14 protein-coding genes are annotated in these 24,576 nt (G+C 46.4%); 10 read left to right on the top strand and 4 right to left on the bottom strand.

Annotated features, from left to right (window positions below; genetic code table 11):
* The first annotated feature begins 89 nt into the window (after positions 1-89).
* From EJ361_RS21295 to mobC, 6 genes are all read left to right on the top strand, one after another.
* Positions 90-392 (top strand): hypothetical protein, encoded by a 303-nt coding sequence (locus tag EJ361_RS21295; RefSeq protein WP_126248098.1) that lies wholly within the window; start codon positions 90-92, stop codon positions 390-392.
* Positions 393-611: 219 nt separating this feature from the next.
* On the top strand, positions 612-1,043 hold the full coding sequence (locus EJ361_RS21290; RefSeq protein WP_126248096.1) for a plasmid mobilization protein: 432 nt from the start codon (positions 612-614) through the stop codon (positions 1,041-1,043).
* A gap of 69 nt (positions 1,044-1,112) precedes the next feature.
* Positions 1,113-2,069 carry a hypothetical protein gene (locus EJ361_RS21285; protein WP_126248094.1) on the top strand — a complete coding sequence of 319 codons (957 nt, stop codon included), beginning with the start codon at positions 1,113-1,115 and terminating at the stop codon, positions 2,067-2,069.
* 28 nt (positions 2,070-2,097) lie between these two features.
* A complete protein-coding gene (locus EJ361_RS21280) occupies positions 2,098-3,072 on the top strand; it encodes a hypothetical protein (RefSeq protein WP_126248093.1) in 975 nt (324 codons plus the stop codon).
* 97 nt (positions 3,073-3,169) lie between these two features.
* On the top strand, positions 3,170-4,666 hold the full coding sequence (locus EJ361_RS21275; protein WP_126248091.1) for a relaxase/mobilization nuclease domain-containing protein: 1,497 nt from the start codon (positions 3,170-3,172) through the stop codon (positions 4,664-4,666).
* A gap of 154 nt (positions 4,667-4,820) precedes the next feature.
* Complete coding sequence (gene mobC / locus EJ361_RS21270; protein ID WP_126248089.1) at positions 4,821-6,809, top strand: conjugal transfer protein MobC; 1,989 nt, start codon at positions 4,821-4,823, stop codon at positions 6,807-6,809.
* A 20-nt stretch (positions 6,810-6,829) separates the two neighbouring features.
* Here mobC and EJ361_RS21265 read toward each other — a convergent pair whose 3' ends face one another.
* The 4 genes from EJ361_RS21265 to EJ361_RS21250 all read right to left on the bottom strand — a co-directional run bounded on the left by EJ361_RS21265 (position 6,830) and on the right by EJ361_RS21250 (position 14,415).
* The gene (locus tag EJ361_RS21265) at positions 6,830-8,056 is read right to left on the bottom strand and encodes a hypothetical protein (protein ID WP_126248086.1); all 1,227 of its coding nucleotides are present in this window, start codon (positions 8,054-8,056) and stop codon (positions 6,830-6,832) included.
* A 149-nt stretch (positions 8,057-8,205) separates the two neighbouring features.
* Entirely contained in the window at positions 8,206-9,453 is a 1,248-nt protein-coding gene (locus tag EJ361_RS21260) for a hypothetical protein (protein ID WP_126248084.1), read from the bottom strand.
* A gap of 365 nt (positions 9,454-9,818) precedes the next feature.
* On the bottom strand, positions 9,819-10,850 hold the full coding sequence (locus EJ361_RS21255) for a hypothetical protein (protein WP_126248082.1): 1,032 nt from the start codon (positions 10,848-10,850) through the stop codon (positions 9,819-9,821).
* Positions 10,851-13,794: 2,944 nt separating this feature from the next.
* Positions 13,795-14,415, bottom strand: coding sequence for an RNA polymerase sigma factor (locus EJ361_RS21250; RefSeq protein ID WP_126248080.1), 621 nt, complete (start codon positions 14,413-14,415; stop codon positions 13,795-13,797).
* 870 nt (positions 14,416-15,285) lie between these two features.
* Here EJ361_RS21250 and EJ361_RS21245 point away from each other — a divergent pair.
* The 4 genes from EJ361_RS21245 (at position 15,286) to EJ361_RS21230 (ending at position 23,881) form a co-directional block, all read left to right on the top strand.
* Positions 15,286-15,882, top strand: coding sequence for an RNA polymerase sigma factor (locus EJ361_RS21245; RefSeq protein WP_126248078.1), 597 nt, complete (start codon positions 15,286-15,288; stop codon positions 15,880-15,882).
* Between the two features lie 228 nt (positions 15,883-16,110).
* Positions 16,111-17,331: a FecR family protein gene (locus EJ361_RS21240; RefSeq protein ID WP_126248077.1), complete on the top strand. Its 1,221-nt coding sequence runs from the start codon at positions 16,111-16,113 to the stop codon at positions 17,329-17,331.
* Positions 17,332-19,156: 1,825 nt separating this feature from the next.
* Positions 19,157-22,444: a SusC/RagA family TonB-linked outer membrane protein gene (locus tag EJ361_RS21235; RefSeq protein ID WP_164714352.1), complete on the top strand. Its 3,288-nt coding sequence runs from the start codon at positions 19,157-19,159 to the stop codon at positions 22,442-22,444.
* Positions 22,445-22,456: 12 nt separating this feature from the next.
* A complete protein-coding gene (locus EJ361_RS21230) occupies positions 22,457-23,881 on the top strand; it encodes a RagB/SusD family nutrient uptake outer membrane protein (protein WP_126248073.1) in 1,425 nt (474 codons plus the stop codon).
* The last annotated feature ends 695 nt before the right edge of the window (positions 23,882-24,576 follow it).

The raw sequence follows: 24,576 nt of genomic DNA, 5'->3' as shown, positions 1-24,576 counted from the left end.
TAAAAAAACTCATCGCCCTATGCAGGATCGCAGGTGCCTCAAATTATCTATGCTGAACAATCGCAAGTCATTGTAATAAAATATCGGTTATGGCTATCATAAAGAAACGTGTGCTGCTGCTGTCGACAAAACGCCAAATCCGACTGTCTGGTCATACGCTGTGCATTTCAAATTCCCTGGAGCTGGGAGAAGGCTTTACCAAGAATATCTATGGGCTAGCGGAGAATACCAAGGCTGGTGGCGCGCAAGCGCCAATTGTCAATCCTTTTGGTATTACCAAAGATGAATTTTTCGAAATCGCTGACTACAAGATCTTTCTTTGGATGCATTTTAAAGATCGAATCCGCCAGTTTGGAATCGACAATCCGCAGGTTTTTAAAGCGAGTTTTTAGCTACCTGCCTCATTGACAACTTGTCCGTCGAAAAAAGGATTGTGGCTGAGCTCAATTTGGTCTATGGCGAAAATCCGCTTTAGACTGGATCGGTCGAACCCTTCGGCAGGGTCGGCAAGATGTACACTTGTGCACAAGTATTTCGCGGCCTCCGGAGTCGGCCACGATTCGCTATAGCATAAAAGCTGCCATTTAGGCGCATATAAAAGATGAAGCCTTATGAATCGAAAGAAGGTGCCGGATAATAGCGCGCTGAAATTTGACGTAAAGACCCGCATCACTACAGCACATTACACCAGGTTGACGCAGCAATTGAAGCAATCGACCTACCGGACCATGGCTGAGTTGCTGAGAGATATCATTTGTTTTCGACAGGTAAAGCTGGTGACAATTGACGCCACGATGGGAGAGACAATGGAACGGCTGGTAGCCATTAAGCGAGAGCTCAATGCCATTGGCAATAATCTCAATCAGATCACCCGTTCGCTTAATGCAGGCAAAGGACGACATACGCTGGCGGTGGTCGAGCTGATGACCTTAGTCAGGGAGCTCTCTGCCCATATTGATCCGGTGTCTGCCATTATCGCGGACCTCTCGAAACGATGGCTGGACGAAGAAAAGGCGACGCCCAGTGGAGATGTCGATTGTTAGGGAGCAAAGTCGGTTCCGTGTTTTTAAGCGTTAAATCTATTGGCCATGGGGTCTACGAGTATAACGAGCATGATTAAATTCCTGGAGCGCAAGCTGGACAGGAAACGCAACTGGGTCACATTTCGGGGTGCCTTGCTGCCTGCCAGTCCCATTCACCTGGACACATTTCTCTCAAGCCTGGACGTCAGCCGCCTCTGCCGGGAGCAAATATTTGGTATGGATCAAAAGGCTGCTCCAAATGAGAGGATTCCGTTTTATACCGCAATTCCCAACCTGCTATCGGAACTAAGGTACCTGCAGACGGGGACCCTCAAGGAGATGGTGCCACCTCGCATTGTTAGAGAACAACTGGACGAAAAGGGCTTATTATTTATGCTACCTAACAAGAATCTCGATTTGATCTGCAGGCTTGCCCTTGGCGATGTAGCGCAGGCGTTTAAGGAATTACTGGTAATACCGGCAGCCACCATCTCGGGCTACCAGGTGGTCTTACATTCTTTTTATGATCCGACCTTGCCATCCAAACACCAGGGACACTTTGTTGAAAAAATGCGGGCAACGGTGTCGATGGAGAAGGCAAAAGACGCCTTTCTCAAGGCCGCAGATGGCTTAGTCCAACCCAATCGGGGACGTACGCAGGACTTGTACCTGATAGGCGCCTACCGGGGCGAAACACTCGAACTCGATGAACTGGGCAAACCCCTGCGTAACACCGGCATTATCATCGGCGCCAAAAAATCCGGGTCTGCTGCAGTTTCCATGCTTGACATCAATGAGCCCCAAACTGCCATACAGACTTTTTTTGTTCGGCACGATCCACCAACGGGCACGTTGATAACGCTAGGAGACAGGCTGCAACCTGTTGAGCCCGGTGCTCGACTGTCCGGCTTCGCGTCTGATGAGTTTGCTGAGACGGTGCACTCCGAATTCGAGGTGGTTGCCCGCAGACAGTTACTGCCTGGCCGGGATCAATCCGCCCAGCGGTTTAAAGATGGTGAACAACTGTCTACTGGCCAAAGGAAATAGGTATTGACAATCACCCAAACACAATGCCATGGAAAAGGAATGGTGGGCTGCCGTCGAAAAGGAATTAGGACGCCTTGAAGAACAAGGCCACCGATTCGTTGCATTCGAGGGGGCCTTTCGAAATAGAGACCAAATTCAATTGATAAGCTTTCAGACTTACAATGAAGCCGTCAAGTTTTGTAATCGCAATGCCTGGGTGCCCGACGAGGAGGACCAAATGAGGGAAGGGAACTATCATATTCATTTGACTGAGAACCTCGCTGCAGAATTGAAATGGCAGATGCATGGCATTGTGCCTTCCGTTACACCTCAGACAGATATTGTCAGGGAGTTATCCGCTATACCCAACTTCTCGATCAATCTGACGGGTGACCTGCGAGCGCTTTACCGTTTGGCTGCCGGTAGGACAGAACTGATGGATGGCGTACGGCTTATTGTCCCGAGTGAAGAAGCTGCACGCTTCCACGTCGTCAGGCACCAGCATCAAGACCAAGGAGGTCTTATCTATGAGCTCGGGCATAGCGCGACCATCACTTTTAGCTCAGAGAGCTTATCGGATTGTAAGCAGGTGATGCTTCAAGATGACTGGATCAAGCACGAGTCAAAGCGGGAGATTCGGGAAGTCCTCATCGCATGCGAGTATAAGGGAAAGCGATTTGAAATCGATGACGAAGGTTTCCCCATCGGGGCTTGTGGAAAGGTCATCAGTAGCCGATATATTGACGGTAATGATACGGAATATAACACCGATTTTGTCAAAATGGATGAGCCGATCAAGGAGCAATATGCCGTTTTTGTCAAACTGCTGCCAGACATAGGGCGAGTGACATTCTTAGACGAGCAGCTAGCTCCATGCACTGTCGAAGCAGCTTTTAAGTGTCAGCGGTTGTATTTCTGCTCAGAAATGGACGAAGCGCTGTTGGGCAAGCTAACCGTGCAGCACCCCAGCAACGATGATCAGCACCATCATGCGCAGCGGCAGCGGGGAAGGCAAAGCGGATAGCGTTTACTCATAAAATGAGCTTTACTGGATAGGGTATTGGAAGGGTGAACCGTATATGTGCACTTGAAAATTGAGGAGGGTGATAGCGCGATTTAATATGAGCAAAAGCCTCAAACATGTTCTGCATTACAATGAGAACAAGGTAAAAGAGGGCGTAGCCGAGTGTATCGCGGCGGTGGGCTTTGGGACCGACGCATCGGATTTATCCGTTGCCCAGAAACGGGCCCGATTTGAAAAGCTGACCGTCAAGAACCGGATTTCAAAGACCAATATTGCCCACATCGCATTGAGTTTTGCGCCCGGAGAACAGCTAGACAATGAAAAACTGGTAACGATTGCTTCGAGCTACCTGGCCAAAACAGGCTTTGGGGAGCAGCCCTTCCTGGTTTACCTGCATAAAGATACCGGTAACCAGCACATACACATTGTCTCGACCAATATTCGCTCGGACGGCAGCAGAATTGCCACTCACCGCATTGGCGCCACGAAGGGTGCCATCGCCCGACGCGAGATTGAACAGGACTTCGGGCTCGTGAAAGCAGAAGGGAAGGGGGCCGGGTTCCTTCAGGGAATCCCGCCATTGGATCTGGAGCAGTACCTGCAGGCCGGAAAGAAGCAAAAAGCCAGCATTTCGGCCATCATCCGGGCTGTTATCTCAAAGTATAAGTTCTGTTCCCTGGCCGAATACAATGCGATTCTGAAGCAGTTTAATGTAGTCGCAGATCCCGGCCAGCCGGATTCGCTATTGCGAGCGCGCGGTGGCCTGCTGTACAGCGCCATTAATGCCGCCGGCACCAAAGTCGGTGCGCAAATTCGGGCGAGCTCCATTTATGTGCACGGTTGGAACGGGCTGCCCGACAATGCCGGCCTGAAGCTTTTGACCGGAAAATTCAAGGAAGACCGAGCCAGAAAAATTGCGTTCAGGCCCAAACTGGCCAGCCAGGTGGAAGCCGTCCTTGATCGTGGTGTTACTATGAGTGGGCTCATTCGCGCGTTAAAAGCAGCTGGTATCACGGTGTCAACCCGGTACAATGAGCAGGGCCACCTATCAGGGATCACTTTTGTAGACAACCGGCAAGCAGTCGCATTTAAAGGGAGTGACTTGCGAAAATCCCTCGGTGCTGCCGGCGTGGCTGCCCGGCTACTGACTGCTTCGAAAATACAGCGGGCACTCAATCGTGACATTGTCAGGAGCGTCCTTACGGGTACCGATTTCCGCAGCGGGTTTGATAAGGTCCTGGGCTACTGGAGATCGCAAGGGCTCATACTTGAAGCCAGCCAATTCAGCGATGGGCAGACCATCTTTTATCTGCGGGCTGACCACCTGCCACCAGGCTGTGCACGACCTATACGGGCTAACATCGACCAGTATTTGCGTAATAATCTAGGGCGCCCCCAGGGAACGGCCCGTGCTTTTCGTATGGATCGACAAGGCATCGAAGCGACATTTCATAGGGAACTGAGCCGATACAGCCTCATGGGAATGGTTCGGCTCAACGTTTTCGAGGAGCTGGTACATGCGGAAGCCCCTTACGAAGGATTGCCGGTTGAATTGCTGAAGGAGGCACGGAAAAAGAAAAGAAAGAAACGGTAGGCTGGCCCCTTCTTGGCTTAGGTAACCTTGCCAAAGCTGACACCATGAAAGTACAACCTGGCAATGACCGGAGTTGCATTATGACATACATATTCACCTGATTTCCTAACAGGGACCACCCCCCACACTGGTCGCTATCTGAAGCTCTACAACCATGAGTACTGGAGAGAACGAGCAGATGCTACGTGGGGTTATTGATTTTGTGCGCCTTTGTGGCGTGCTGCTGCTGGGCGTCCACCTTTACATTTGCTGCCACGGGGCCCTTGACGCCTGGAATGCGACTTCGCCATTCCTTGACAGGCAGCTGCTGAAGGCCGGCCGGTTCCCGGTCATAGCCAATCCTTATTACTTCAAAGCGGTGATCCTGGGCCTGCTTGCCCTGACAATGATTGCGAATAAGGGTAAAAAGGACACCGAAGCAAAGCCGGTCACAATTATCATCCTGATCGCCCTCGGGACCGCCCTCTACTGGGGCGCTATGGCCTTACTCCACCTTGATCTGGATCCGCAAGTAGTCGCCGGCCTTTTTTCAACTGCCACCATTACGGGTTACCTGATGCTCCTGAGCGGTGGTGCCAGGATATCACGACTTATCAAAGTTGAGCTCGATAAGGACATCTTCAATGAAATGAACGAGACCTTCCCCCAGTGGGAGCAGCGCCATGTCAACGAGTACAGTGTTAACCTGCCGGCCAAATATAAGCTGCGCGGGAAGGTTAGAGATAGCTGGATCAATATAGTGGCGCCCTTCCGTGCCACCATGATCATCGGGTCCGGAGGTGCCGGCAAGAGCTATTTTGTAATTAGGCACTATATCACCCAGATGATCAGCAAAGGCTACACGATGTTTGTTTATGACTTTAAGTGGCCGGATCTGAGCATCATCGCCTATAACGCCTTCCTAAAGCACCAGGACAAGTACCCCGTTCCTCCGCGATTCTGCTTCGTCAACTTTGATGACCTTTCCCGAACTCATCGATGCAATGTCATACCGCCGGAACACATGGATGACATCGCCGACGCAGCCGAATCCAGCCGCACGTTGCTCATGGCCCTCAACCGTGAGTGGACCGCGCGTAGTGGCGAGTTCTTTGTGGAGAGCCCAATAAATTTTGTGACGGCCCTAATCTGGTTTTTAAGAAACTACAAGGGGGGAAAGTATTGTACGCTGCCTCACGTCATCGAATTTGCGAACCTACACTACGATGACCTGTTCCCGATACTGGGGACCGACCCGGCCCTGGATAGCCTGGTGAACCCCTTTGTCTCGGCTTACCTTAACCGGGCTATGGAGCAACTCGAGGGGCAAGTGGCTTCCGCCAAGATTGCGTTGGCGCGCCTAGTGTCACCGTCCCTGTATTATGTCCTTAGCGGCAATGACTTTACCTTGGATATCAATAATCCCGAGGAACCCAAAGTCGTTTGCGTCGGCAACAATCCCCAGCGTGTTCAGACTTACGGTGCCGTACACTCCTTATATCTCACCAGGCTCTCCCGCCTGGTAACAAAGAAGGGTAAGCTGCCGAGCTCTATTATCGTCGATGAGCTGCCCACGGTCTATTGGAATACAGTGCCCAATCTTATCGGAATTGCACGCGGGTACCGTTGTGCTATCACGCTGGCTATCCAGCAATACAGCCAGTTAAAGCGGGACTACAGCAAGGAACAGGCGGAAATTCTCCTTAATATTTGCGGTAATCTGTTTTGCGGTCAGACTGTAGGAGAGGCGGCCAAGGATGTATCAGACCGTATCGGCAAAGTGGTACAGCCGAGAGACTCCGTTTCGATTAACAGAAATGACACCAGCGTTTCGAAAAACTCCCAGCTGGAAATGGCAGTTCCTCCCTCCAGGATTGCCCAGCTTTCCTCGGGGGAATTCGTGGGACTGATGGCAGACACGCCAACTGAGCCGATCAAGCTAAAGGCATTTCATAGCATGATCCAAAATGATCACGCCGCCATTGCGGCCGAAGAAGCCGCTTACCAGGAAATTCCCGTCATTCGTAATATTACTCCAGAGGAGGTCAATGCGAATTTCCAACGTATTAAGGATGACATCAATGAAATCCGATATTTTGAGATCGAACGGATCAAAAACGATCCCAACTTGTCTCATCTGCTCTTCATTAAGCCTGGTAAATAAAGGAAATCGATTGTATGAGCTCACAGTGGTTCCAATAGTCCGCTGATGTGCCAAATGACGCCTGCATAAATCGATTGCGTGCGCGACGAAATGCCCTCTCGTGAGAATATATGTCGCGGCAAATTGAGGCCCGCCACGAAATTTCCGCAGGAAAAAGGTTGCATTACCCGGAACGTAGGGGTGATCCACCATTCTTTTTGGACCGGGAAATCTGAAGCCCCTCCATGTTTACGCCTATAGCTTTCCGCCATAATATAATTTGACCACGAATACGTCGCTTCTAATCCAAGTGCAAAGGCAGGCCGATGCCGATTGCTTTTCCAGGGATTCACAGCGACAAGTGGGGTAAATGTTAAATTAATAACCTGCGCCTCTTCATCCTCTCCACTGGGGGAAGTAAACCTCGGCGTAAACAGAACAGCGGTAAATTCGGGCCGAAAGGTCAAATGTTCCTTTAGGAAAGGGAATTTTCTTGGCATGCCAAATCCGACTAACAATGAAACTCTGGAGTCTGTTAAGTGTCTGGATTTGACACCAGCAGGATAATTGCCTCGGGTACTGATGCGACTGAGCGCAGTAATAAAATAAAGCTGCCGATCGGTAAGGGAGATTTCGTCGTCAGCATCGTAGGTGACCTGGCCAACCTGCTGGTTTAGTGCCCTTGCAATTTCCATCAGGTCCCGCCGGTTGTAGCCTATTTCAGTTCCAAAATTAAACGTGGCGCCATGGTGTGCTAATATATTCGCCATCTCTACCCGGAAACTATCAGATACATTCCGTCCCCAGGCTTCTACTTCTAGTGTGATTTTGTGATAATCGAGTGTTTGATTACCTGTATTTTCCTGAATAAAAAAACGCCGGCGCCCATCTTGGGCATAGAGTAATGTAATAGCCGGTCCTTTTATCAGCACTTTGAGAAACAGCTGCTGTCTTACTCTAAATGGGTTGCTGTTAAGGTTCTCCTTCCTGAATTCATAATTTGCGTAATCGGAAAACACAGAGGCCGACACATAGGAGCAATAGCCAGGTAAACCGAACTCACGTATATCATCTGGCGTAATATATCTTTTATCGCCCCATTCGTCATAAAACTTAATTTTCTCCGGTGTTTCCGAAAGCCCGTAAATATCGATTTTACCAAAGGTAGAATCTCCGTTCAGTTCAATGACATAGGCATTCATTTTACGCTGGCCAATGGCAGCCTGGACAAGAAAAAGATAAATAATAGTGAATAAAGCTCTCATCATAATATAGCAGTTAAATATGGGGTATTGTCAATTTCGTAATGGAAGCAAAAAAATAGTGGGGCATGATAGACATCAGCCCCGCTTTACAAGTGCAAGGGGATGCACCTGCGCATTAGTCGTACATGAGTATCCCAAATTTCTCGCATCCGTCAATCGCTATCGATGGTGAACGCGATACCGGCGTAAAACATTTGGGTCTTGGACCAAATGCCTTTCCAGTAAAAAATCTCTTTAGGTAAACTACACCCCGTCATAAGGTACCCTTTGTTAATGGGCTGCAAAATTCTGAATACGGGTGTCAACAAAAATCTTTTCTGGCGGACAAGGTCTTTTTCAGCGTTGGCACCTGTTAGATCTTCGGCGTCCCTGTATCCTGACAAAGACATCGTCGTTTCCAGGCCAGCCGCTAACATAGGCAACTTCCTGCCAACTCTCCAGGGATTTATAGATAGGAACGTGGCCAGCGAAAAGTTGACAACAAATCCGATCTTATCTCGGTTAAAGCTGGCATTAGGCCACTCCAGGCTACTAAAACTTGTCGAAAAACAGGTGACCGAAAACTCCGGCAGTAGCGTCACCTGTCGCCGCAACCACGGCAGCTTCAGCGGGCTGCCAAATCCGAGCATCAGTGAATATCCGTTATCGTTGAGAAAGCCTTCGCCTTTGGTGACAGGAGAGGGGACACGCGTTTTTACCCAGTTGGCAGCAGCTAAATAGTATGGTTGTGTATAAGCAATCGGTGCCTCTACCGAAGCATCATACTTGACTTGACCGAACCGCTCGTTGAGTGCGCGGACAATTTCCATCAGGTCCCTTTTATTGTAGCCCCATTTTTTATCATATTCGAACGCAATGCCTTTGCTCGCAAATACCTCGGACAGTTGTTTGAGGTAGGCCACAGAGAGACGCGCAACCTCTGCATCTGATTCATCACAGGTCGGATGATAAGATAGTTCGCGAATGCCATCCTGGTCACTGATAAAAAATCGCTTTCGCCAATCTCTTAGATACAGTAAGGTCAACACCGGCCCTTTCACAAGTACCTTTAGGTAGCGCCATTCGAACGTATAACGCTTTTCCGGTGACTTGTCCCTCCAGTGGTCCAGCGTTTCCCAATCCATACGGTAGGGCGCCTGGTCAAGGGTAACGGTCGCCGCCCGGTATACGCTATGGCCGGGAATAACGAGCTCAGTTACACGGGAAGGATAAAATTGGGTAGAGTCCCCGTCTTGATCAACAATCCAGGCTACCGTAGGTGTTTTTATGACGTGATTGAGCACCACTTTACCTGAGACGGTATCCCCATTTTGCTTGACGACATAGCCTTTTAGCTGCATTTGACTGTAGGAGTCTCCGAATGCGGCTAATAACAGTACCAGTGTAACAAGACGCGGCATATAGGATGGTTTTTTATCAAAATCTTATCAAGCTCATGTGTTGTGACATAAAATAAGGGAGGGCAAGTGATAGAGATCACTCCCTCGAGAGTTGCGTGCCAATGTGCTTGCATGCAACGGACAACTCTCTCTAACGATTCATAGCGCGTAGTCGATTTGCTCGATAGCCGCGACTATCCATTGAAAGAAAGAGATGACTGTCCTTACTTGTGTTGGTTGGGTAGTAATAGCCAATAAAATTGGGGGACAACCGTAGTCCTCCCCCTTGCCCAGTCCAGTTGGGGGCGGGGCCACGGCAGATCGGTCATTAAACCTACCGTTTTCAGAGCACTAACCGATTTTGAAAATCTTGTATACGGTGATACCTAACGGACCTTGAAAAGGTGCAAGCAGGGAACTTGGGCAGCAGTTTCGATGAACTGGAACCCATATGCACGCAGCGCCCCATTCAATTCAAGCGGGTCCTTAAAACTCCAGGGCAATTCCAGACTTACAGGCCATCGATATCCGGTGCAATCGATAACAGGATAGGTGAACTGGAAATGGCCTTTTTGCTCAATAAGTGCGACCAGTTTAGACATATGTATGTTTGAAAAAGCCTTTTGTTCTTTGTTATCCTGCTGTTGCATCGCTGGCCGGTTGGCGATCTCTTCTGTCGCATTCATCCTCACCAGGCAATAAGACTTCCTGGTGCGAAACTCAATGGCGCCTTTCATATTCATAAGGTGCCCGAAAAACATGTTCAGATAATCCAGCAGCATGGCATATTTGAGTCTATCGAAAGCGATGCCCGTCTGTAAGTCGCAACAGACACCATGCTGTGTGCGCCACTGATACTGGAAGAGCTGATCCCAATTGATGAGTGATTCCACTGGCGGCATTATCAGCCTTCTTGAGGCCTCGGGCAGATCTATCGTTTCAAGCCGGTCGTAGCGGAGCATGGGGACGTCCTCTGTCGAAAGTGCCATCAAAAAAAGCTCGGCTATGCTCATGTTATGCAACTCAATCCGGCCGCTACCCAGGCTAACTTGCCGCACTACCGATTGCTCGGGTATGGGCTTAAACATGCGGCACGTTACCCCGAAAAAATCAGTATTCCCGCCAAGAGCGCTTCCCTCTTGTAATGAGCGTTTTTGCCGGTCGAGGTTTTGATTCAAACGGATCGGAGTTAGTTCGTCGTTTGCATTGGCATCCTGAGAGTTTCCGATGGTGCTCTCATATTGTTTCAGGTAGCTCAAGGCTGCGTTTGTATCGGGCAGCGGAGATACATACGCATGCATTGGAATTGCATCCCCAAATCCGGCGCTATGTGAACTCCTTCTGACTTCCTCCCTGAGCGTAAAAGATAGCTTTGCAAGTGGTTCAAACAACGGGTTACTCCTGGCCAGACTCTCCATGTTTTAGCAATTTTACTTTTCTACAGTTGAAAATTGAAAAAAGGGTACCGTTTCCTGTTGCACAAATAACAGTCAGGTACCCCACCACGCACCGTGTGATGTCTCGTATTATGAATCAATTCGGTTTGTTCGTGTATGCCAATGACAGCTTAAAGGTAAGGGCCCATGTCAGCCAAAAAAGGGTAGCTTGTTGTCAGGGAGCTAACGGTAAGGTACCCCCTTCACGTTTGTCATTAACTTATCCTACATTAGAATATGCAGGAAATATGATATTGTAACCCTCGCCTTTGAAATTTCTTTTGATTTTCTTGGCAACTGCGTGAGTTATTGTCCATCTGACAGGAATTCATGGGCTGTATCGTTGCGTTTTTGTGAATAGAATACTTTATCGTGCTCGCTGGCCTAAAAATGCTGCGTAGAGGGCCTTATCCACCTTTTCTAATATAGGAACGGGAGCAGCTGCTCAACGGCGTGAGAAAACTATGGGACCGAGATTGAAAATTGAAATATCGGCTGTGTAAGGCCCGGAAGCAAAGGGGATGAAGCCGTCGGGCTTATTCTGTATTCGCCGCTGTCGGCGGGATTCAGCGTTAAATGCCGGGAATCCGGAGGGCGTCTGAACTGGATTCGTAATCACCAGCTCAAAAATGGGAAGGGCGACTCCCCGCCAGAAAAGCAAGTAGGGGCCCTTCCTTCTTCCAATTTTTTAACATAAGTCGTACTATTAGGATAATGCATATTTTGATCAGATATAACCCTCCTGTACCAGAAATTTTGTATTTGCTCGTAAAGAAAGGAGGTAACTTATCTTTTAGAGGCTTTTTTTAAGCCAAATTCCCACAATGTGAGGGTTGGACCTACTTGAATCCTGGGAGCATTTATAGGTTACCTATGTTTGTTCTAAACAGGGTATAACGAAAAGAGGCAGGTTCGCAGACGTCGATAGTCCGACAAACGAGCCTCTTTTACCAAGCGGTAAGGAATTGCCATATTCGGTAAAACAGCAACTCATCCTCTAATTAGTATAAAAGCAGCCATATTAGAATATGCGTGATTTGGCCTAACGTAACTCACGACGGATATTTTTTTTGGGAAAATTTCGAACAGCTCTCTTTAATAGTTCGGCAGGTAGCTGAATTTCCGAACAAGTCGTATGAGAATGTGTACCGGCAACTGAGAGATATTCCGGGAAGCGGAAATAGTCAGACGTAGAAACTTATGAAAATAACTTGGCAAAAAAGGCAGGTCCGCTGGCGGCGATGGCACTGCAAACGAGCTACTTTTTTAACCACCAAGTGTAGACTCGTCAACCGAGAACGGTCAGCAAGGAACGCTTGGGGTAAACCTTTATACAAAAATAATTCTATTTAGAACATGCACATTTTGATCGAAGGTGACCCTCTTTTCTTATCTATTTCTTTTACAGCCATTATTGTGGCTGAATTCCCGTAGTGGTTTAGGAGGGGTTATCATTGCAAGAGACTCCGTTCCCAAGGACCCGGTGGCTATTCATTTGGCAATTAGAGTCAGTCTAATATGAAGTGGCAGGAGCCGTTATGATTCAATAATGCAGTTGGCGGTCCTTTCTTAAACGGAACTGCAGGTAGTATGAAATGGGATAAAGGCTGGATTCCTGGAATTATGGCGCGCGCTTAAAATTTGCGCCGTGATTCGGTAAACCCGTATAGTCGAAAAAAAGGCAGGTTCACTGACGTCGAAAGTACAGCAAACGAGCCTCATCTGCTATTGAATAGGATCGCCATCCTGGAAAAGGAGACGATGTATCCAACCTATAGTTTTAAAAACTGTATCTATAGAACATACCTAATCGACCCAAACGTAACTCAGTCAGGAACGTTTTTTTAGCAAATTTCCAACGCCCCACTTTTACACTCCAGCATGTAGCTGAGTTTCCGAAACCCGTTTTATGTGAATGTGTCCTAGCAATTGAGGACGGTTCAAGCGAGCGAATAAGCGCCAATGAAAGAGTTAATGATTCCCAGATTGGCAAAAAAGGCAGGTCTGCTGGCAACGAAGGCGCTGCAGACGAGCTACTTTCTAACCACCAAGAGTGGGCTCGTCGTCCGTGACCGGTCAACAAGGAACCCTTGGAATCAAACTTTATTATAAAATAAATCCAGTTATAACATGCATTTTTGGGGTAAATGTAACTCACTATAAGCATCTATTTTTAACGCAGGCCTATTTTCGTACCGCAATTGCCGTTGTTTTGTTTCTCTGGGTCGCTAGGGCAATAGAACTCCTTTCCCAAAGCGCCCAGGGTCGGCTGATTCTTTTGATTTCTGACCGTTCACGGACGTGCGCCAACCCGATAGACATTCATCACAATGAAAGTAGGTTCCTTTTCTCTTTTTTTGCAATGCATGTTGTAAGGTCATGCATGAAAGTTCGGGCCACAAAATATTGGGACGCGCTCGAATACATGATAGAGCGATAGTGGGAATACAAAAAGCTCGTTCGCCGACAACCAAGGTGCAGCAAACGAGCCCATTTACCTTCTGGAAAGAGTCGCCATCTTCGACAAAACAGCGAGACCGCCATCATTAAGAATTAAAAGAGTGTCTATTCAGAATATGCCGGATTAGCATAAACGTAACTCAATCTTAAGAATTATTTCTTTAAAGCTTTCGCATAGTCGTATTTAATGGCTATTATGATGGGGAAGTGGGGCGAGTGCCTAAATTTGATTTTGGACTTTTCAGCAAGATCGCCTATGTATAGGTGCGACGTGTTCCCATATATCTGCAAAAAAGGAGAGGCAGGTGCGCTGACGACGAAAGTGCAGCGTACGAGCCTCCTCCACAACCACCAAGGGCTGGCTCGCCGTTCTCGACGGAATAGCAAGGAACCCTTGAATAAAACTTGTTGATATGAATAATACAGAACATGCACTTTTTAATCGAATGTAACCCTCTATAGTATTTTATTTTTTCCGGGGCCCATTTTTTCGCGCTACGATTACTGTGTTTCGGTTTGTGCGGGTCGCCGACGCAGGAAACATTCTTTTTCGAAGCGCCTTGAGCGCATCGTTTTTTTGATTTCTGACTGTTCGTGGAGAGATGCCGAGTGCTTTGGCAATTTGAGCAGGACGCATGTCGTGCACCAATGTAAGTTCAACTATCAGTTTTTGCCCTTTAGGCAAATATTCAATAGCTGCATACAGCTTATCGAACATCTTGGCACGAATCTCTGCCTCGGCGATATCGAGCTGGAGGTTCTCATATGCGCTGGTAGCAGCTTCAAGATCCCTTTTGTTGAGATTTTTTCGCTTACGCAAGCTGCCCAGCCGGATAGCCCTGAATAGGTAATTTCGGACCTCCTCAAAGTGCTTGAAGTTTTCAGCCTTCGCCCATAGACTGAGGAAGATATCATTGACAAGCTCTTCTGCTTCCCAAATGTCTCCAATTACCTTAATCGCGTAAATCTTTAAGGGCCGGCCCAAATGCGCACGCAGCCCAACTAGTGCACGCTCGTCTCTGACATGGAGCGCGCTCAGGATTTCGGCCGTAGTCATGGCCTTATCCTTGCCTGAATTTTCAGTCATTCCCAAAGGTTTTACCAGGCGCTGTCGTCAACCCAAATGGCCACCATGGAATAGCTACGTCGCCCTTCCCTGGAAAGGGAAAGTGTACTGTGCGTGCTTTTGACAAACGGAGGAGGAGTGTTTGCCCAAAGCGGCCAAAAAAGGATTGGTTGAAGGTCGCCTGGCCGGTTAGCCAGTGATTGTTTGATCTCTATGGAGTGATCATTGGCCCCCCGTTAGGGCTGATGAAAATCCTGAACACTAAAGAAATGGTTGCTAAGTAAACGAAAAAGCCGGGAAACACAAAATAATGTGGAGAAATGTACGCTGTACGCTTATTTAGCTCATTACACCCAAATAGTCAAACAGGATGACGTATTATGCGTTTTTTTTATTAAATTAGAAGACCGGCACAAACGGTTACATAGATGGGAAAATAAGTTTCTAAGAGCAGTCATATAAATTGATGAATTTGCATTAATTTGTCCGCAGATAATTGCACATAAACGTGCGATGGCCCTAGACCCGAAACTGTTTACTCCTCATGTTTCATTGGAAAAAGTAGCTTTCGGGATATCCTTTTAGGCTCATCCACATTGATCGGTCTCCTCAGTAGCACTAGGCATTAAACCTTATTTATTGAAGCTTCGAATTCAATAACCATTTTTGGTACACTAATCAAATTTGGCCTCGGCAAGCATTTGAAAAAGTGCGAGCCCTGGTAACCGGATAAGGCAATGATTCACCCGCGTGGAATGGCGTCCAACCAACTTGGCACGGACCATGCTGTAGTAGCAGATTGGAATTAGTATCCCCCATTTTTTTGACTGCTTACCAAAAGTGCTGAACAGACGAATAGCCAAATGGCTGCGTCTACAATCGAAGACACGCATGGGGACATCGCAACAACAACTCATTGAACAGTTCCGCAGAGGGGACGCCAAGAGCTTTGAAGCTCTGTATGACGAACTATTTCCTTTCCTTTTTACGCTCACTAAAAGTATCACCCGCGACGTCCAGATGGCCGAGGATATCGTTCAGGAGGCATTCGTGGCCTTATTCGACAAACGCGAAAAGATTGGCGCCGAACACGGCATCGCCAGCATACGCGCCTACATGGCCACCACGGTTCGGCACGAAGCATTTCGGGCCGTCCAGCGGCGAATGGGAGACGAAAAGGAAGCGCGCACTATCAGGGAGCATATACCCATCTCTGAAGACCCGGCCGTATTCCGATCCGAAGTAGAAAGTGAGTGTTATCAAAAGATGCGACAAAAAATTGCCCACCTTCCTAAAACAGACCAGAAAGTCTTTGAATTGATGATCGTAAATGACCTCTCCGTTGAAGAGGCCAGCGAGATTCTCAACCTCAATCCAAGGACCATCGACAATGCACGTAGCAGAGTAAATGTCGCATTGCAAGTGAGAATGGCCAGCCTGGTTACTGTTATATCCTCTACTATTTTGTTGTTCCGAAACCTGTTTTAACGTTCCACGATAGGGTAAGCCATCGATACAGGGCAGGGGCACCCCTGACTATTTTTAACGTATAACGTATTGAATTTCAGTCAGTACAAAAATGTTTGAAAAAAGTTTGAATTTCTTGTGAGAAAGGAGGTGTTTTTTACTCCTAATAGTAGAAAGGCTTCAAAAAAGACGTTGGCTAGTTCGAAATCGGAGACCGGCAATTATCTACCTATCAATTTCAAATGACCGATGAGTAAAGAACAAATCAATGGTGATAGACTTTCAGAGGCGATCGCGAGAAAAGTGATGGGAGAAAGGCTCAGTAACGAGCAGGAGCAAGCGGTTGATTCATGGCTGGAAGATCCTCAGAATCGTGAGCTATTCACGCGGCTCATCAATGAAGCCACATTTAAGGCGGACTACATCCAGATGGAACGGTCGTCTCGTCGGGTTAAGGACGTATTGAACGAGAAGCTCTCGGGCCGAATGGAAACACGGCGATCCACCCCGCCACGATTTTGGCGGACCTGGCCATATTTGGCGGCGGCCGCAATTCTCGCTGCGGTGGTTGGCGTGTATATGTGGAATAAGGGCGGCGTGGCCATACCGGCCGCTGAAGATCAAATGGCGGCTATTACTCCTGGGTCGGACAAAGCGACCCTCACCCTCGGGAACGGCCAAACCATCGTACTTGATGGCGCCGACAGCGGCCACCTCGCCGATCAGGGGCGCGCATCCATTCGCCAAAAGGGCGGTGCGCTTCAGTACGACGACGTCCATCATAACTACGAAGTCGTATATAACCAGCTTTCGACACCACGCGGCGGCAAGTATATCGTTACCCTCTCGGATAACTCGAAGCTATACCTCAATGCTGCCACCAAAGTCCGATATCCCTCCTCATTTACCGGCAAAATCCGGGAAATCCAATTGATCGAGGGCGAAATCTACCTGGAAGTACAGCGCAATGAAAGGTTGCCGTTTGTCGTCAAAGTCGCTTCCCCGCCTTCCAATAATCCAATGGAAGTAACTGTGTTGGGCACTCGCTTTAATATCCAGGCATATCCTTCTGAAACGAGCGTTAAAACCACCCTCATTGAAGGCAAAGTGCAGGTAACAAAAGGAGCGTCCAAAACAATTATGGCGCCGCTGCAGCAGGTAAGCGTTGACAAATCCAATGACATGCTCCAGGTGACCGACAGGGTAGAGGCGGATACTGTTATCGACTGGACCATGGACCGATTCGTTTTCAATGATGACAGGCTCAGCACCGTGATGCGGAAGATCTCGCTTTGGTATGATGTAGACGTAGAGTTCATCGACGATCCAACGATCGATGCCCAGAATCGGACGACCGGCGCCACTGGCACGTTGCTGAGAACCGCTGGTCTCAAGCAGATACTGGGAATCTTGAAGACCGCCGGCGTTAAATATGAAGTAAAAGATCGCAAGATCATCGTGTATATATAACAAAATTGAATCTAATTTTTGGTTTAGATCAGAGATCGCCATGGAAAAGCGTCCACTTAACTCAATCTTACGACAGAGGCTTCAGTTTCGCCCTGAGGGCTCTTTGATTCGTAGGTCCAAAAAATTGAAAAAAATAAAGCCAGTAGTTGATGGACCATATTGGATATTTTGGCCGGATTATGCCTGCAAGCTTACTAGCGGCAGCGCCGTTTAAAGATCGGTGTAATACGAACAACTAATCATCCATCTGGTTCACAGAGGATTCAGTTTCAACCTGAAACCTCATATTTCAACCGGTGTATAGCAACATTGGCATAGAGAAAATATTAGTTATTATTCGGGCGCACATCGACTTTCTCCTGGGAAAGCTCGTAATGATTGCCCGGAAGAACGAAATCATAAGCAGAAACCGAGGGTTCGGTATCGGCCCGTGACCCTTTTCAATCGAGACTTCTGGGAGGCAGTGGGATAGCGGCGTAACGGAGATAAATAGTATTGGAAAAATATTGCATCATAAAACCAACTGTTGATTTTGACTTTGGAAAATAACAGAGGATTCGGTTTCGATCTGAGACCTCTTACCTCTAAAACATAGGGATAGATACAGCATTCCATAGTGACAGTACAGCAGCTCGGTCGGTGAAAACGGGAGCGAAAAGAGGCGAGTGACGACCAAATTTAGAGGACATCGGTTTCGACCCGAAGCCTCTTTTGAAAATGAAAAAAGTTGCGGCATGTCCGCGTCAACATAAATATTTTGGTAGCAGTGGGAACATGATGGCGGATTTAATTTTTGTGAATCCTTGTGCAAAATCTAAACGCAAATGTTCCCCGTACATTCAAAAGATATTTTAGTTTTCTGTGTAACAGTAACAGTATCGTACCTTCTAAAAGAGTTGAACAGTAAGTAATCAAAAACTAGGTGCATCGTCTGATCCTGATCTAAGATCGCCTGGTTAAACATTCAAGGGTAGTAATAAAGATCAATCTGACATGAGAGTAGCTCTACTAAAGAGACCAACGTACATTTGCGACAATCGTCCGCGCGTTACAGGAGCCGGTCGTCCAAGATACTTCTATCACGGGAATTCCAGCTTTATCACATGTTCATCGAGGAAGCATACTATTCACTTCCAGGCTGATGGCTTAGGTGTCGCCAGCCTGAAAAGTTATTTGGGATCCCTTGTGGAATCACTGTCAAGAGATCTTAACCATTGCCTAATCCTGTGTTCGCCCGCGGAACATTCATTCCATTGCTCACGTTCCCCAAAGGAACCACCACTCAGCGCCGACCCTCCCCGACCCGTTTTCGGGCGAGGGCAGGCCGGTGGAGGATAGCAATATCCAACACCGGATACCACCTAACGATCTGCTCGATTCATTTGTCTCCATTATTTCTTATCCCCTGAAAGTTATTCATCGGTTGTTTGTGCCTGCTCGTTGCTACTGTTTTGCAGTAGCCCTGGGCAAAATGTGCGGGTAATGACCATCGCTAGCTTGGGATACTACGTGACGGACACTCAAAAAAGAAGAAAATAAACGGTATTCAATTAGACGTAGCAAGAAAGAAAATGGAAACACTGCCTGCCAAAAAAGTTCCAAAATTGAACCAACAATGAAATTTTAATTCGGCCCGCTCTCTGGTAAACTGAAAAACCGCACGGTTTAGGCCCGTGCGGTCGGATGTTGCCAGGTGAGCTAGAAAATGGTTTGACAGCCACATTTCTTCACCTTTTAACAACTCAAATTTATGGAATCATCCGCTCACAGGCAAGTGGTGGTGGCGCGTGGGTCTTGCTACCGCTTTCTGCGCAAAACACTGATTATGAATGCGTTTCTATTTGTCCTCCTGCTTTTGTCATTCCAACTCCTTGCCGGGGACGGCATGGCGCAGAAAGTTACGGTCAAGTACCAGTCCGCAAAGCTTATCGACGTGCTTCATGAGCTGGAACGTCAAACAGGGTTTACGTTCTTCTTTTTTAAGGGGAGCCTGGACATGTCCAAGCCGGTTAATGTCTCCTGCGACGGCTGCACACTGACCGACGTTCTCGATCGGATCACGATGTCGCAACCGTTCTCCTACGAAGTGCAGGACAAGACGATCGTGCTGACGGCTAGACTCCAAATGAAAGCTGCTGAGGTATTGCCAACGCTATCTGATACCAGTCAATTAGGAAAGTTAACAGTAACCGGTAGGGTAACAGACACCGCAGGTATTGGCCTGCCGGGTGCAACGATATTTTTTAAGTATTCAGGGAAAGGCACTATGTCCGATTCAAAAGGAAATTTTACAATATCAGGCATCGACCCGAATGACTTAATGACCATAAGCTATACTGGATTTAATTCTTCGCGTATAAGGTTAAATGGCAGGACTAAATTCGAGATTGCTATAATGCCGGCTGTGTCAGAGCTTGACAAAGTTGTTATTCAAGGCTATGGAACAACTTCAAAACGCATACATGCTGGAAACATTGGAACTGTTACCGCCGAAGAAATACAACGTCAAGTCGTCGTTAATCCGTTGCAGGCACTTCAAGGCAAGGTTCCCGGTTTAGTAGTAACCCAAACATCTGGCTACGCCAGTGCACCTATAAGGGTCGAATTGAGAGGACGGTCAACAATAAATCCGTCACTAATCCCGGAACCACTTTACATAATTGACGGGGTGCCCTTGACGATACTCTCGCTTGGCGCCCAAAATTACAAGTCCGGATCGAAGGGATTTACGCAAAATGAAATAAATGGCCCAGCAAATGGTCAGAGTCCCATATACAGCATTAGTCCAAGCGATATAGAATCGATATCAATATTAAAAGACGCTGACGCAACCGCTATTTACGGATCGAGAGGAGGGAACGGTGTAATAATAATAACTACAAAAAAAGGGAAAAGTGGAAAAACAAAGTTCGATGTTAGTGCATTTAAGGGAGTAAATGTAATAACGAAGCGTTACGAACTATTAAACACGAGTGAATACATAATGATGCGGAAGGAAGCGTTTGCTAACGATGGCTTTGTACCCCAGGAAAGCGATGCTTATGATTTTTTGGTCTGGGACACAACTCGATATACCAATTGGCAAAGTGAGTTCTGGAATGGTACTCAAAACACCTTCGATGTTAATGCGAGTGTCTCAGGCGGCGAAAAAGGGACAAGTTTTAGGTTGTCTGGGACCTTTCATAATCAGAATAACTTCAATACAATCTCTGGTCAAGATTGGCGAGCCACGGTTCAGTTTAACGTCCAGCATGAGAGTATTAATAAACGGTTTTCATTGGCAGCGACCGCAATGTATTCACAATTATACATGGATCTACTAGCGTTAGGTGGGGGCGTATTACTTCCTCCGAATGCTCCCGCAATTACGACTGAGGGCGGTGCACTCAACTATATTGGTTGGGAACCCGCGTCAAGCATGTACCCATTTAGTGCAATAAGGGAGCCATACCGCAACAAGACTAGTTTGCTTAATAGTAATGTCAACTTACGATATAAAGTGATCGATGGGCTTGTAGCGTCAACGTCTCTTGGCTATTCAAACAATCGTCTCAGTCAGAAATCGACCATTCCAATAGCTTCTCAAAATCCAAACACAAATCCAACTGGCAGGGCAAATTTTGGTACAAATGCAGGCACCAGAGTAATTGTCGAACCTCAATTGGAGTATACGCGGATGATATCTAAGGCTGAAGTAAAAATGGTCGTGGGAGGCACATACCAAAGTACGGAACAGGATGGGTATCGAATCTCTGGAACAGGTTACGTAAACGATAAACTTCTTAACTCCATAATAAATGCGGCTGAAAAAGATGCTAGTGACGTTGCCGGTGAATATAAATATAACGCAGTGTTTGGGAGATTAAATTTAATCTGGGCGAATAAATATGTCATTGACGCTTCTGGCAGACGTGATGGTTCATCGAGATTTGGTCAAGGAAACAGATTTGGCAACTTTGGCGCGATTGGACTAGCATGGATCTTCTCAGAAGAAAATTTCCTTAGATCAAGCAATATATTAAGTTTTGGAAAACTTCGCTTTTCTGCAGGAAAAACAGGTTCAGACTTAATTGGTGACTATGCTTTCTTAACTCGCTGGCAAAGTCGAGCAACATATAATGGTATTCCGGCATACACTGCCCAACAACATGCGAATCCAGAACTCCAATGGCAAGTAGATAAAAAACTAGAATTTGGCTTACAGCTTGGTTTTATTGAGGACAGAATTCTGTTTGAAATTTCCGTTTATAGAAATAGGATTGGAAATCAACTAGTGCAATACTTGCTACCTACTGCCACTGGATTTAGCTATGTAACCGCAAATACACCTGCAAAAGTTCAAAATACTGGCTTTGAGCCTATGATCACGGCTAAGATAATAAAAACGAAAGATGTCTCATGGGATTTGGCTTTTAATGTTGGCATTAACAGGAACAAGCTTCTTGAATTTCCAGGTCTGGAATCGTCACCATATGCAAGGCAATTCAAGATCGGGGAACCCCTGAATATACGCAGATTACTGAGATACATAGGCGTGGATCCGCAAACCGGACAATATCAGTATGATGATATAAATAAAGATGGTGCGATTACATATACAGGTTCTTTTACTCCAGATGAAGATGTCTATTATAAAGATATGAGTGTTCAGTTTGATGGTGGATTCGGAACGGAATTCCGCTATAAGGGGTTTACTTTAAATGCATTCTTCCAATTTAGGAAACAAAATGGGGCAAGCGCTCTTGCGTCTATTGGCCCGGGCGGTGTCGCTAACAATATCAGTAAAAAATTTCTCGGCAGATGGCAAAAGCCTGGAGATATTACAGAATTTGCAAGATTCACTACCCAACCCAACGAGAAAGACTACCTACTACAGTATTCTGACAGAGCATATACAGATGCCTCATTCATTAGATTAAACAATTTATCGCTGATGTATAATCTAGGAGAACGTGCTTTGCGTAGACTTTTGTTGAAAAATGGAAGCATATTTTTGCGAGGTCAAAATCTATTCACGATATCCAAATATGACGGCATTGACCCAGAGACTCAAGTGTTTGGTGGTATGCCTCCGGTTACTGCATATACTGCGGGTATTCAATTTTCATTTTAAAATAAGGAGCATATGAAAGATATAGTGATACAAACAAAGTTCAAGAATATTCTAATTATTCTGATTGTCGTTATGCTGATTGAAAGCGGGTGTACAAAGTTGATTGAAATCCCCCCACCTTTGGATACTATCACTACAGGTGAAGCTTTTGAAGATAGCGCAAATGCTGTATCGTCCGTATCAGGCATATATGGCATGATCAATAATACTGGAACGACCCCAGAGTTCAGCAATGGCCTTTTGGCCGAGGTATTGGGATTGTATACTGACGAAAGTGTGATTGTTGGAACTAGCGGATTTAGAAACTATTATAATACCCAGTTATTACCGGATGACGCGACCATATTTTCCGGATTTTGGGCAAAGGCATACGCTCAAATCTACCAAACTAATGCATGTGTTGAGGGACTAAGAAAATCCAGTTTGGCTGCATCTGTTAAAAACCGACTACTCGGAGAAGTACTTGTTATTAGAAGTTTTTTATACTTCCAAATAACAAATATTTTTGGTGGAGTGCCTTACATTACTTCAACCGATTGGCGCGCTACTTCTAAAGTTGGGCGGAGCCAGAAAGCAGAAATTCTAACGAACATAATCAAAGATGTCGAAGAAGCTGCCGGCCTTTTGGACGAATCGTATAATAATGCATTAAATGAGCGAATACGCGTTAACAAGTTTGTAGCGTTGGGACTATTATCCAAACTATATTTAGAAGCAGGTGATTGGCAGAAGTCAATTATTACGTCATCTGCAGTTATCGATAATAGTTCAACATACTTCCTTGAGCCGAACCATAAAGACGTTTTCCTTCGCTCAAGTCATGAAGCAATACTTCAATGGGCGCTGAATCCAGCTCTATATCCTTATAATGTTACTTCGCAAGGATTCAGAATGGTGCCTAATACAGGTTCGATTCCAAGATATGCGATGGATGATTCCCTTTTGGCTCAATTTGAATACGGAGATCTTAGAAGGGTAAATTGGATTGATAGCGCTGTTACTTCCGGTAAAAAACGATTTTTTAGCATCAAATATAAAAATGGACCCAAACAGAGCTCTCCTTCAATCGAGCCGACTGAATACTATACATTGATGAGATTGGCTGAAATAATGTTCGTACGTGCTGAAGCGTATGCACGATTAAGTCAATTTCAAAGTTCCGTTGATGATATTAATCGTATAAGGTTAAGAAGTGGCCTGGCGAGCATAGTTTCCGCAACTAATATTGAGGAGGCCATAGGGCTTGTTATAATGGAGAAAAGGAAGGAAATGTTTTGGGAAAATGGTCAAAGATATTTTGACTTAAAAAGAACCGGCCGTATGAATGATGTTTTAAAGAAAAGAAAGCCTAACTGGTTGGTATTCAAAATTGACATGCCCATTCCTTTGGTGGAAATTCAGCGCAATCCATTTTTAGAACAAAATAGTGGGTATTAAAGTACAGGAGCGATTTCGGTCGCTCCTATAACAGTATTTAGCAACCAACAAAATATACCGGCCTTGTACAAGTATTGTTCTCATACAAGTCATATGCGGTGCCAGAGTTGCTTATAATTTGAGCTTGAATTCCAAAACCACTAGTTATAATAGAACTTGCAATTACGTTCGAGGTAGTAACTAAACGGATGCACACACCACTTGTATGGCAGTATGCATACAAGTCAGTTGCTGTTGCAAAACTTTCTATAGCTTTCCAGGCGAATGCCGTAACGCTTCCGGATAAAAGCGAAAGTGCTACGAATAGCGTTTTCCTTTTCATATACAAATCATTTTAGTTTAGAAAGACGGGATTTGAACAGGAGCTATCTTCATACACGTCCCAAGAAACACCGTATGAGTCAATTATTTGGCATTGGAGGCTTAACCCATTAGTCGTAAATGCGCTTGAAGGACCATAAGTGTTGATGATACGAACACATGTGGAATTCGCCGGATTGAATGCCCACAATTGCAATGGGACTGATTTTGATTGCACGCCATTTACAGAAAAGAAGATCATTAGCACAGCTCTCGAAATCAACGTAGAATTTGGCATAGTTCGAAAGGTTTCCATATACTTTGTTTTTGGTAATAGGCGTGGCAAAACCTTCAAAGTGCCGAATTGCACTTTGAAGGTTATTTGCAGTATTAAC

Source organism: Chitinophaga rhizosphaerae (assembly GCF_003958645.1).
In the GTDB taxonomy this organism is placed as follows: domain Bacteria; phylum Bacteroidota; class Bacteroidia; order Chitinophagales; family Chitinophagaceae; genus Chitinophaga; species Chitinophaga rhizosphaerae.
The sequence above is the reverse complement of the archived record's forward strand: the minus strand, read 5'-3'. Positions and strand labels throughout refer to the sequence as shown.